The organism is Pseudomonas sp. SbOxS1 (assembly GCF_013416725.1).
Classification (GTDB): Bacteria; Pseudomonadota; Gammaproteobacteria; order Pseudomonadales; family Pseudomonadaceae; genus Aquipseudomonas.
Genome location: NZ_JAAVXC010000004.1, coordinates 685513 through 697264, shown reverse-complemented (window position 1 = coordinate 697264; position 11752 = coordinate 685513). Strand labels below are relative to the sequence as shown.

11 protein-coding genes are annotated in these 11752 nt (G+C 61.9%); 3 read left to right on the top strand and 8 right to left on the bottom strand.

From position 1 onward, the window contains the following. Positions 1 to 25: 25 nt before the first annotated feature. On the top strand, positions 26 to 235 hold the full coding sequence (locus HFK74_RS09535; protein ID WP_008035470.1) for a cold-shock protein: 210 nt from the start codon (positions 26 to 28) through the stop codon (positions 233 to 235). A 135-nt stretch (positions 236 to 370) separates the two neighbouring features. On the opposite strand, the gene HFK74_RS09530 is transcribed toward HFK74_RS09535, so the two are convergent. The 4 genes from HFK74_RS09530 to HFK74_RS09515 all read right to left on the bottom strand — a co-directional run bounded on the left by HFK74_RS09530 (position 371) and on the right by HFK74_RS09515 (position 5598). Then, on the bottom strand, positions 371 to 748 hold the full coding sequence (locus tag HFK74_RS09530; RefSeq protein ID WP_090316897.1) for a hypothetical protein: 378 nt from the start codon (positions 746 to 748) through the stop codon (positions 371 to 373). An 84-nt stretch (positions 749 to 832) separates the two neighbouring features. Further along, positions 833 to 1642 carry a putative RNA methyltransferase gene (locus HFK74_RS09525; protein WP_180203270.1) on the bottom strand — a complete coding sequence of 270 codons (810 nt, stop codon included), beginning with the start codon at positions 1640 to 1642 and terminating at the stop codon, positions 833 to 835. Beyond that, a complete protein-coding gene (dapE, locus tag HFK74_RS09520; protein ID WP_160106794.1) occupies positions 1642 to 2793 on the bottom strand; it encodes a succinyl-diaminopimelate desuccinylase in 1152 nt (383 codons plus the stop codon). The genes HFK74_RS09525 and dapE overlap by 1 nt, the downstream gene beginning before the upstream one ends. A gap of 213 nt (positions 2794 to 3006) precedes the next feature. Further along, the gene (locus HFK74_RS09515) at positions 3007 to 5598 is read right to left on the bottom strand and encodes a glycosyltransferase (RefSeq protein ID WP_180203269.1); all 2592 of its coding nucleotides are present in this window, start codon (positions 5596 to 5598) and stop codon (positions 3007 to 3009) included. 210 nt (positions 5599 to 5808) lie between these two features. Between HFK74_RS09515 and tcdA the strand changes: the two genes are divergently transcribed. Beyond that, the gene (gene tcdA / locus HFK74_RS09510) at positions 5809 to 6627 is read left to right on the top strand and encodes a tRNA cyclic N6-threonylcarbamoyladenosine(37) synthase TcdA (RefSeq protein ID WP_180203268.1); all 819 of its coding nucleotides are present in this window, start codon (positions 5809 to 5811) and stop codon (positions 6625 to 6627) included. A gap of 89 nt (positions 6628 to 6716) precedes the next feature. Here the strand turns inward: tcdA and HFK74_RS09505 are convergent, their stop codons facing one another. From HFK74_RS09505 to HFK74_RS09490, 4 genes are all read right to left on the bottom strand, one after another. Next, positions 6717 to 7121, bottom strand: coding sequence for a SufE family protein (locus HFK74_RS09505; RefSeq protein WP_180203267.1), 405 nt, complete (start codon positions 7119 to 7121; stop codon positions 6717 to 6719). Beyond that, positions 7118 to 8323, bottom strand: coding sequence for an aminotransferase class V-fold PLP-dependent enzyme (locus tag HFK74_RS09500; RefSeq protein WP_180203266.1), 1206 nt, complete (start codon positions 8321 to 8323; stop codon positions 7118 to 7120). The genes HFK74_RS09505 and HFK74_RS09500 overlap by 4 nt, the downstream gene beginning before the upstream one ends. 150 nt (positions 8324 to 8473) lie before the next feature. After that, positions 8474 to 9508 (bottom strand): 2,3,4,5-tetrahydropyridine-2,6-dicarboxylate N-succinyltransferase, encoded by a 1035-nt coding sequence (dapD, locus tag HFK74_RS09495; protein WP_180203265.1) that lies wholly within the window; start codon positions 9506 to 9508, stop codon positions 8474 to 8476. A gap of 32 nt (positions 9509 to 9540) precedes the next feature. Then, on the bottom strand, positions 9541 to 9903 hold the full coding sequence (locus tag HFK74_RS09490) for an ArsC family reductase (protein ID WP_180203264.1): 363 nt from the start codon (positions 9901 to 9903) through the stop codon (positions 9541 to 9543). A gap of 216 nt (positions 9904 to 10119) precedes the next feature. On the opposite strand from HFK74_RS09490, the gene HFK74_RS09485 reads away from it, so the two are divergent. Then, positions 10120 to 11751: a Na+/H+ antiporter gene (locus HFK74_RS09485; protein ID WP_180203263.1), complete on the top strand. Its 1632-nt coding sequence runs from the start codon at positions 10120 to 10122 to the stop codon at positions 11749 to 11751. Position 11752 lies beyond the last annotated feature (1 nt).

Sequence of the window (11752 nt, the reverse complement as noted above, 5' to 3'; positions counted from 1 at the left end):
AAAATAAAAACAAGGGGGTACTGAGATGGCAACGCGTGAAACCGGCAATGTGAAGTGGTTCAACGACGCCAAGGGCTACGGCTTCATTCAACGCGAGGACGGGGTGGACGTGTTCGTGCACTACCGCGCGATTCGCGGTGAGGGGCACCGCTCGCTGACCGAAGGCCAGCAGGTCGAGTACGGGGTGGTGACCGGCGAGAAGGGGTTGCAGGCTGAGGATGTGGTGGGGCTGTAAACCCATTCTTCAGACCACACAAAAACACTGTGGGAGCGAGCCTGCTCGCGATGAGGCCGTGTCAGTCGACATCAATGTTGACTGATCCACCGCAATCGCGAGCAGGCTCGCTCCCACAGGTTTTGCGTATAGCTTTTAAGCAGTTTTCCAGGTGATTTCTTCTTCACCATCGGCACTGATGCGAATCCAGCGATCTGCCGTTTCCTCACCCTCTTCCTCGACCCAGCTACCCGGTGCGCAACGTACTTCGACGTTCAGCGCGGCAAAGGCGGCGCGGGCGCAGGCGATGTCGTCTTCCCACGGCGTCTGGTCGCTTTCCAGGTACAGGCTGTTCCACTTTCCTACGGCCTTGGGCAACCAGGTCACGGGCACGTTGCCGGCCTTGCACTTGTAGGTCTGGCCTTTCTGCACCCAGTCGGTGCACGGGCCCAATGCCGTGCCGAGCCAGGCCGAGATGGCCTTGTGGTCGACGTCGGCGTCTTTCAGGTAAATCTCGATATCGGGCTGGCGCATGGATGTCCTCACTGCGTGTCTGAAAAATCCATTCGCGGATTTAGCCGGCCTCGGGCCATTGCCCAAGGCCAAAAAGGGTTGAAGTTATTGAAGTACGAAATAATCGTAGCGCATCGACACGGTGACCTCGAAAGGCTCGGCCTGCTCGATGACCGCTGCCCGGCGTTCGGCACTGGCGCGCCAGCCGTGGGGGGTCATGGCCAGCAGGTTCGCCCGGTCCTGGCCACTGGCAAGCGTCAGTTTGAATGTCAGGGTTTCGCTGTGCGCCAGTGCCATGCCTTCGGGCACCAGATCCAGGTGCTTGTCGTCGATGTACTCGCGGACTTCGTCGTACAGCCGCTCACGTAGCTCCATCAGGTGGCCGCTGGTCGGTCCGACTTTCATCAGGCCGCCGCCGGGGCTGAGCAGGCGCTTGGCTTCTTCCCAATCCAGCGGGCTGAAAACGCTGGCCAGGAACTGACAGCTGCCCGACGCCAGCGGCACGCGGGCCATGCTGGCGATCAACCAGGTGAGCTTGGGGTTGCGTTTGCAGGCGCGCTTGACCGCTTCCCGGGAAATGTCCAAGGCGTAGCCGTCGGCGTCCGGCAAGGCGTCGGCGATTTGCGCGGTGTAATAGCCCTCGCCACAACCGATATCGACCCAGCGCTGTGGCGCGTAACCTGCCGCCAGCTGCGCCAGGCGCTTGGCCACCGGCGCGTAATGGCCGGCGTTGAGGAAGTCGCGGCGGGCTTCGACCATCGCCTGGTTATCCCCAGGGTCGCGGCTGTTCTTGTGCTGTACCGGCAACAGGTTCAGGTAACCCTGGCGCGCACGGTCGAAACGATGCCCGGCGGGGCAGGCCACGCCGTTGTCCACCGCGTTGAGCGGTTCGCTGCAGATCGGGCAAGCGAGCATCAGGCGAGCAACTTGACGAGGGTCTGGTAGTAGATCTCGGTCAACACATCGAGGTCGGCCGCCAGCACGCGCTCGTTGACCTGGTGGATGGTCGCGTTGACCGGACCCAGCTCGACCACTTGCGTGCCCATGGTCGCGATGAAACGACCGTCGGAGGTGCCGCCACTGGTTGAGGCCTTGGTTTCACGACCGGTGATGTCCTTGATGCTCGACGACACGGCGTCGAGCAGCGCACCCGGTTCGGTGAGGAACGGCAGGCCGGACAGCGCCCAGTCGATGTGCCAGTCCAGGCCATGCTTGTCGAGGATGTCGGCGACGCGCTTTTGCAGGCCTTCGACGGTCGACTCGGTGGAGAAGCGGAAGTTGAACACGGCAACCAGGTCGCCCGGGATGACGTTGGTCGCGCCGGTGCCGGAGTTGACGTTGGAAATCTGGAAGCTGGTCGGCGGGAAGAAATCGTTGCCGTGATCCCAATGCTCGGCGGCAAGTTCCGCCAGGGCTGGAGCGGCGAGGTGGATCGGGTTCTTCGCCAGGTGCGGATAGGCCACGTGGCCCTGCACGCCGCGCACGGTCAGCTTGGCGCCAAGGGAGCCGCGACGGCCATTTTTGACCACGTCACCGACCAGGGTGGTGCTCGACGGTTCGCCGACGATGCACCAGTCCAGACGCTCCTTGCGCGCGACGAGGCGTTCAATCACGGCCTTGGTGCCGTGGTGCGCCGGGCCTTCTTCGTCGCTGGTGATCAGGAACGCGACCTTGCCCTTGTGATCCGGGTAGTCGGCGACGAAGCGTTCGGCGGCTACGGTCATGGAGGCCAGGCTGCCTTTCATGTCGGCCGCGCCACGGCCGCAGAGCATGCCGTGTTCGTCGATCACCGCGTTGAACGGGTCGATCTGCCAGGCGGTCACGGGACCTGTCGGCACCACGTCGGTGTGACCGGCGAAGCACAGCACCGGGCCATCGTGTTTGCCGTGGGTGGCCCAGAAGTTATCCACATCTTCGATGCGCATCGGTTCCAGCATGAAACCGGCATCGCCCAGGCGCTGCATCATCTGCTTCTGGCAATCGGCGTCGACCGGCGTCACGGACGGACGGCGGATCAGGTCGATGGCGAGTTGAAGGGTCGGCGAAAGGTCGGCGTGGGCCGTCATGGAAAAAACTCCGGAAGCTGTATATGTGGGAGCGAGCCTGCTCGCGAAGGCGCAATCTCAGTCAACATAAATGTTGAATGTGACGGCCTCATCGCGAGCAGGCTCGCTCCCACAGGTATTGGGGCAGGCCAATGGGGCGAGGCCCTGCAAAATGGCGGTTATCTTAAAGCAAAACGGCGACCATTGGCCGCCGTTTAGTGCATCGGTGAAGATTTAGACCGCTGGCACCGTTTCGGTTTCGGCGGCCGGTTTGGGCAGCGACGAAAGGAACGCCATGATCAGCGCCGCCAGGTACGGCAGCGACTGCACCAGCAACATGGTCACCCAGAAGCGCATGTCGTTGCTCGGCATACCGTTCACCAGGAAGATCCCCAGCGCCGCACCCCACAGCAACAGCATGATGAACACCTCTTCGCGGGCCTCCGAAATCGCCACCCAGAAGCCGTGGTTATCGGCGTGCTTCGGTGTGCGGAAGAACGGAATGCTGCTGGTGAAGAAACCGTACAGCACCGCTTTGGCAATGGTGTGCGACAACGCGAGTCCCGCCAGCGCCGCGCAGAACGCATCCTTGAGGTTCACGCCGACGGCGCGACGGTAGAGGAAGATGATCTTGCCGACCTTGAACACGAACAGCGCCAACGGCGGGATCGCGAAAATCAGCAGCGGCGGATCGACCCGCTGCGGCACGATGATCATCGCCGCCGACCATAACAGCGCGCCGACGGTGAAGAATATGTTCATGCCATCCGCGACCCACGGCAACCAGCCCGCGAGGAAGTGGTAGCGCTGGCCGCGGGTCAGCTCGGTGTCCTTGCCGCGCAGCAGGCTGCCGGTGTGACGCTTGATGATCTGGATCGCGCCATAGGCCCAGCGGAACCGCTGTTTCTTGAAGTCGATGAAGGTATCGGGCATCAGGCCCTTGCCGTAGCTGTCGTGGTAGTACGCCGCCGACAGGCCTTTTTCGAACACCCGCAGGCCCAGTTCGGCGTCTTCGCAGATGCACCAGTCGGCCCAGCCCAGTTCTTCGAGTACCGAGCGCCGGGTCATGGTCATGGTGCCGTGCTGGATGATCGCGTCACGGTCGTTACGGGTAACCATGCCGATATGGAAGAAGCCCTTGTATTCCGCGTAGCAGAGCTTCTTGAAGGTGCTTTCGTTCTGGTCGCGGTAATCCTGCGGCGACTGCACCACGGCGATCTTCGGATCGGCAAAGTGCGGCACCATGTGCTTGAGCCAGTGGGGGTGCACGCAGTAATCGGAGTCGATCACCGCGATCACTTCGGCATCCTTGGCGGTGTGCGGGATCAGGTAGTTCAGCGCGCCGCCCTTGAAGCCGGCCAACGGCGCGACGTGGAAGAACTTGAAGCGCGGGCCGAGGGTTTCGCAGTAGTCGCGCACCGGTTCCCAGACCGCCGGGTCCTTGGTGTTGTTGTCGATAATCAGGACTTCGAAGTCCGGATAATCGAGGTTGGCCAGGGCGTTGAGGGTCTGTTTGACCATCTCCGGTGGCTCGTTGTAGCACGGCACATGGATCGAGACTTTCGGGCGATAGCTGGAATCGCCGACCACCGGCAGGAATTCCCGGCGCCGCTTGTGGATCCACACCGCTTCGGCCAGTTCATGGGCCTCGGTCAGCAACACGATGAACACCCCGAGCGCGCCGAGGGCGAGCAGGAACCCCACCGTCAGGCTGAACCAGGTGCTGTATTGCTGGCTGTAGTCATAGCCGATCCACACCAGCACCGAACCGCAGAGGAACGCGATAAAGGTCAGGAAGGTGCGGCCACGCTGGCGCAGGGCCGAGCCGTCGATCATCAGCAGGGTCAGCGACAGCAGCGCCAATACCACCGAACCGATGGCCAGCACGCGCCATTGCGGAATGGCGACCACCGGGCCTTCGAAGTTGAATTTCTGCTGGCGCGCGGCGTTGAACACACCCCAGTAAGCGCCTACCGAACCTTCGTCACTGGCCTTCCACGGCTGGTCGAAGGCTTCGATCACGAAATAGTTGAAGCCCTGGCGGTTGAGCTTGTTGACCAGGGTGCGCAGATAGATCGCCTGGTCTGCTGGCGACGCATCGGCGCCCCCGCGCATACGGCCATTGCTCGGCCAGCCCACTTCGGACAGCAGCAGCGGTTTTTTCGGGAACATCTTTTTCAGGTCCCGGGCGCGGTCGAGGACGAACTGCCCGGCCTTGTCCATCGGGATGAATTCCCAGTAGGGCAGCACGTGGGCGGCGATCAGGTCGACGTGCTTGGCCAGTTCCGGGTGTTCTTCCCATACGTGCCACTGTTCGGATGTGGTCACCGGCACCTTCACTGCTGCGCGGACGCGATCAAGGATCACGCTCAGTTCGGCAGCGGTGATTTCCTTACGGAAAATCGCTTCGTTGCCTACAACGACGCGCACGACGCTGCGCGAAGAATTGGCAATTTCGATGGCGCGGGTGATTTCCCGTTCGTTGCGTTCCTGGTCCGGGCTGATCCAGATCCCCAGTGTCACCCGCAGGCCGAACTCTTCCGCCAATTTGGGGATGTTCTCCAGCGTGCCGTCGACCGAGTAAGTACGGATGTTGTCCGTCAGCTTGCTCATGATCTCCAGGTCGCGACGCATCTGATCGTCGGTCGGATACTGTTCCTTCTGAGGGAATTGACCCTGCTGGAATGGCGAGTACGAGAAGCCGGAGATCTGCTCAGGCCAGTTGGGAGCGGTCACCGGGCGATTGATCAACGCCCAGAAGCCGGTAAACAAGGCAGCGATGGCGAGCACCACCACCAGGTTGAGTCCAAATTTACGCGATGACATAGTTATTTCGGGTTCCAAAGACTGTGGAACGAAGGAACGGTCGGACCGCCAAGGGGCGCGAATCCTACACTAGGCATTCTCTGAGCCTATAGCGGACAGGGAATTACCCGACATTGGGCAATTTGATTTCACATAAGTTCTTACACTTACCGCTTGAAGCCTAAAATTTAGTGCCGCGAAGCCCTATACTGCGCGCCGGTTTTTGAGGTGATGGTCATGAGTACAGAAGATCCGCGGTTTGCAGGCATCGCCCGTTTGTATGGCATCGAGGGCCTTGAACGCTTGCGCGCGGCGCACGTGGCGATTGTCGGCGTCGGTGGCGTCGGCTCCTGGGCGGCGGAAGCCATGGCCCGTTGCGGTGTTGGCGAGATTTCCCTGTTCGACCTGGACGATGTTTGCGTCAGCAACGCCAACCGTCAGTTGCACGCGCTGGACAGCACCGTCGGCAAACCCAAGGTCGAAGTGATGGCCGAGCGCCTGCGCGGGATCAACCCGGATTGCACAGTGCACGCGGTGCCGGATTTCGTCACCCGCGAGACCATGGCCGAATACATCACCCCGAACATCGATTGCGTGATCGACTGCATCGACAGCGTCAACGCCAAGGCGGCGCTGATTGCCTGGTGCAAGCGGCGCAAGATCCAGATCATCACCACCGGCGGCGCGGGCGGGCAGATCGACCCGACGCTGATCCAGGTCTGCGACCTCAACCGCACGTTCAATGATCCGCTGGCTTCGAAAGTGCGCTCCACCTTGCGCCGCGACTACGGCTTCTCGCGCACCGTGACCCGTCATTACAGCGTGCCGTGCGTGTTCTCCACCGAGCAACTGCGCTACCCGAAACCCGATGGCAGCATTTGTTTGCAGAAGAGTTTTGTCGGCGATGGTGTGAAGCTTGACTGCGCCGGTGGCTTTGGCGCGGTGATGATGGTGACGGCGACCTTTGGCATGGTCGCGGCGACCAAGGCGGTGGACAAGATTGTGGCGGGGGTGCGGCGGCCGGCGGAGCGGGTTAAACCTCAGGTTTGAGGGTTGTTGCTGATGGCCTCATCGCGAGCAGGCTCGCTCCCACAGGGGAATGCATTCCAATGTGGGAGCGAGCCTGCTCGCGAAGGCGATCAACCCGCCAACTCATTCATTCGTTGTAATACGGCATTGAGGCCATTGCTGCGCGACTGCGACAACTGGCGACCCAACCCCAGCTGATTGAACCAGTCTGCCAAATCCACCTGCTTCAGCTCAGCCGCCGACAACCCGTTGACCCGCGCCAACAGCAACGCCACCAAGCCGCGAATCAAGCGTGCATCACTGTTGGCCTTGAACAGCCAGTGGCCATCCTTCAACTCGCCCACCAGCCACACCTGGCTTTCACAGCCATGCACGCGGTTGGTGTCACACATTTCCACTTCGCTCAGTGTCGGCAGGCGTTCGCCCCACTGCATCAGCAGGCGCGCCCGTTGTTCCCAGCCCGGCAGATCTTGAAAGGCTTGCAGCGCGGCCACGGCTTCAGCGGGAAGGTTCATCGCAGTAGCTCCAGCGCCTGATCCAGCGCTTCAAAGAACCGCTCCAGGTCTTCGGAATCGTTGTACAGCGCCAACGACACCCGGATCGCTCCGGCCAGGTGCAGGCTTTTCAGCAGCGGCATGGCGCAGTGATGACCGGCGCGCACCGCAATGCCTTGTTCGGTCAGCAGGTGCGCCAGATCCGAGTTATGTACACCCTCGATGGTAAAACTCGCCAGGGCCACTTGCGGCTTGCCCAGCAGGCGGATGCCGTTGCGCGCATCGAGGCCCTTGAGCAAGCAGTCATGCAGCGCCGATTCGTGGGCGGATACGGCCTGCTGGTCGAGCCCGGCAAGGTAATCCAGGGTTGCCCCCAGGCCAATGACGCTGGAAACCGGCGGTGTACCCGCCTCGAAACCCAGCGGGGCCGGGCGAAAGCGTGCGTCGTGGTAGTTGGCGTCCAACACCATCTCACCGCCGAATTGCCAGGGGCGTAGTTGTTGCAGGGCTTCGTTGCGTCCGAACAACACACCCAGGCCATCGGGACCATAGAGCTTGTGGCTGGAAAAAACGTAAAAATCGCACCCCAGTGCCTGCACGTCATGCCGGCCATGGACCACGCCCTGGGCGCCGTCGATCACGGTCAACGCGTTGTGCGCCTTGGCCATTGCCAGCAGCGCAGGCAGCGGTTGCCAGGCGCCGATCACGTTGGACAACTGGCTGACCGCCAGCAGCCGCGTGCGCGGGCCGATCAAATTCGTGGCGGCCTGGAGGTCGATCACGCCGTCGGCATCCAGTGGCAGGATCACCAGTTTCAGGTTGCGACGGTGCGCCAGTTGTTGCCATGGCAGCAGGTTGGCGTGGTGTTCCAGGGCGCTGATGACAATTTCATCGCCTGGATTGAAAAGAGGTTCCAGGCCATAGGCCAGGAGGTTCAGCGCAGAGGTCGCGCCGTGGGTGAAGATGATCTGCCCACTGTCACTGGCGTTGAGCCACTGCGCGGCTTTGCGGCGGCTGTCCTCGAACGCCTGGGTGGCGTGGGCGCCGGGCAGGTGTTGCGCCCGATGCACGTTGGCCGCGCCATTGGCGTAGTAATGCGCCAGGGCATCGAGGAGCGCTTGAGGTTTTTGCGTGGTGGCGGCGTTGTCCAGATAGGTCTGGCCTTGCCGTTGCAGGGCGGCGATGGCCGGGAAATCGGCGCGCCACGGGGAGAGAATCATCATGCTGTTCGGCCCTGGTGAACATGGGCGGGTGTACGCCTGACCCTGCTGACCCTGTAGGAGCGAAGCTTGCTCGCGAAGGGGCCCTTGAAGCCGCCAAAAGCTTCGCGGGCAAGCCTCGCTCCTACGGGATTAGAGGTGATCGTGCGACGCTTAGTTGTGAGCGTGCAGCGCTTCGTTCAGTTCGATGGCCGATTTGTGGGTTTTGCATTCCACGGCACCGGTTTGCGAATTGCGACGGAACAGCAGGTCGGTCTGGCCAGCCAGTTCACGGGCCTTCACGACTTTGACCAGCTCGTTGTTCTCGTCCAGCAGCGCCACCTTGGTGCCGGCCGTCACGTACAGGCCCGACTCAACGGTGTTGCGGTCGCCCAACGGGATGCCGATACCGGCGTTGGCGCCGATCAGGCAGCCTTCGCCAACCTTGATCACGATGTTGCCACCACCCGACAGGGTGCCCATGGTCGAGCAACCGCCGCCCAGGTCCGAACCCTTGCCGACGAATACGCCAGCAGAGACGCGGCCTTCGATCATGCCCGGGCCTTCGGTGCCGGCGTTGAAGTTGATGAAGCCTTCGTGCATCACGGTGGTGCCTTCGCCCACGTAGGCGCCCAGGCGCAGGCGCGCGGCGTCAGCGATACGCACGCCAGCCGGTACCACGTAGTCGGTCATTTTCGGGAACTTGTCCACCGAGAACACTTCCAGCAGCTCGCCGCGCAGGCGGGCTTCGAGTTGATGTTCGGCCAGTTCGGACAGGTCGATGGCGCCTTGGCTGGTCCAGGCTACGTTTGGCAGCAGCGGGAACACGCCAGCCAGGTTCAGGCCGTGTGGCTTGACCAGGCGATGGGACAGCAGGTGCAGCTTGAGGTAGGCCTCAGGCGTGGAGGTCAGTTGCGCGTCTTCGGCCAGGATGGTGGCGACCAGCGGCTTGTGGCTTTCGGCCAGGCGGGTCAGCAGGGCCGCCTGGGCAGCGTCGACGCCTTTTACCGCTTCAGCCAGTTGCGAAGCTTGCGCGGTGGTGAAGGTGATGGCCTGGTTGCCTTCGGTGTAGCCCAGGATCGGCGCAATGGCAGCGACCAGTTCGGCCGACGGGTTGAGCAGTGGCTGTGCGTAGAACACTTCCAGCCAGGCGCCTTGACGGTTTTGAGTGCCGACACCAAAGGCCAGGCTGAACGGGGTAGTGGACATGTTGATACCTCTAGCAAATTGAAACGGGCTGCTTAATTGAGCGCGGCCGCGTAGATATCTGGCTTGAAGCCAATCAGGGTTCGGTCACCGAGATCGAGCACCGGGCGCTTGATCATCGAAGGTTGTGCGAGCATCAGTTCGATGGCTTTCGACTGGTCGAGATCGGCTTTGCGTTCGTCGTCGAGCTTGCGAAAGGTCGTGCCTGCACGGTTCAACACCACTTCCCAGCCGTGCTCGTTGCACCATTGGGTCAGGTGTTCACGGTCGATACCGACCGCCTTGTAATCATGAAAGTCATAGCTGACAGCGTGTTCATCGAGCCAGGTGCGCGCCTTTTTCATGGTGTCGCAGGCTTTGATGCCGAAAAGGTGCAACGTTTTACTTGAAACGGTCAAGGAATCGCCCCCTTTACAGGTGTCGGAAATAAAAGGTGCCGGATTATGCCATGACCGGACGGTTTCGCGGCGGCTGTGGTCAGGTTTGTCTTTGTGCCATGGCATGACACCAGAGCCCCTGGCGTGGCGGCGTGCGACATTGGTGCAAGGGTCACGCTCAGTCTAAGCGTCTAATATGGCACTTCAATGCTGTCGATTGTCCGGGAAACACGTTTTATGCAAACCGCCTACACCGTTCTGATCCTGTTGATGCTGGTGGGCGTTTCGCGCTTGCTCGGGCGGGTGATTCCGTTGCCATTGCCGTTGGTGCAAATTGCCGCGGGTGCCTTGCTCGCGTGGCCGACCCTCGGCCTGCATGTGGCGCTGGACCCGGAATTGTTTCTGTTCCTGTTCCTGCCGCCCTTGTTGTTTTCCGACGGTTGGCGCATGCCCAAGCGAGAGTTCTGGCGCCTGCGCGGACCGATCCTGACCCTGGCCGTGGGTTTGGTGCTGTTTACCGTGGTCGGTGCCGGGTATTTCATTCACTGGTTGCTGCCGAGTATCCCGCTGCCGGTGGCGTTTGCGCTGGCTGCGGTGCTGTCGCCCACGGACGCCGTGGCGGTGTCGGCGATCTCCCAGAATCGCTTGCCAACGCCCTTGATGCACATCCTGCAGGGCGAGGCCTTGATGAACGATGCCTCGGGCCTGGTGACATTCAAGTTCGCCCTGGTGGCCGCTGTGACCGGGGCGTTTTCGCTGGCCAACGCCAGTGTCACCTTTGTCCTGGTGGCGGTCGGTGGCCTGGCCATTGGCGTGGCCTTGAGCTGGCTGGTGGGACGCCTGCGCTCGTGGATGATTGCCCGTGGCTGGGATGACCCGGCCACCCACGTCGTCTTCATGTTGTTGCTGCCGTTTGCCGCCTATGTGCTCGCCGAGCGCGTGGGGGCGTCGGGCATCCTGTCGGCGGTAGCGGCGGGGATGATGCAAAGCTGGCTCGATCTGCTGCCGCGCCAGACCAATACGCGGCTGCTCAATCGCAGTGTCTGGTCATTGCTTGAATTTGCCTTCAATGGCTTGATTTTCCTGCTGCTGGGCTTGCAGTTGCCGGACATCATCAAGGCCGTGGCCAGTCATGAGGCCTCGCTGTGGCCGACGCTGCTCTATCGCTGCGTCGATGTGCTGGCGATTTTCCTGGTGCTGCTGGTGCTGCGGTTCGTCTGGGTGCAGAGCATCTGGCGCCTGTCCATTCTGTTGCGGCGCTGGCGCGGCAAGGACGAGATCACCCGGGTGCCGAGTGCGCGTTCCTGCTGGTTGCTGACCGTGGGTGGCGTGCGCGGGGCGGTGACGCTGGCCGGTGTGATGTCGGTGCCGATGCTGATGGGGGCCGACGCGTTTCCCGAGCGTGACCTGCTGATCTTCATTGCTGCCGGGGTGATCCTGCTGTCGTTGATCGCCGCATGCGTGGCCTTGCCCCTGCTGCTGCGTGGCGTCGAGAAAAGCCCGGACGACAAACGCCGCAATGAGGTGCACGAGGCCTGGCGCAAGACCGCCGAAGCGGCCATTCATGCCCTTGAAACCGAAGAGGTCAACCCGCAAGACGCCGCTCAAGCGGCGCTGGCGGCAGAACTCAAGGCGCGGATCATGTCCGAGTATCGGCATCAGCTGGAGGTATTTAATGACTCGGCCGAAGCCCAGGCACTGGCGTTTCAGATGGATTTGCTGGAGCGGCGTTTGCGCTTGAAGGCGCTGCGGGCGCAGCGCCTGGAGTTGTACAGCCTGAGTCGTCAGCACCAGATCGGCGATGACGTGTTGCGCGAGGTCCTGGGGGAGCTTGACTTGAGTGAAGCCAAGCTCGGTCAGGTGAAGTGAC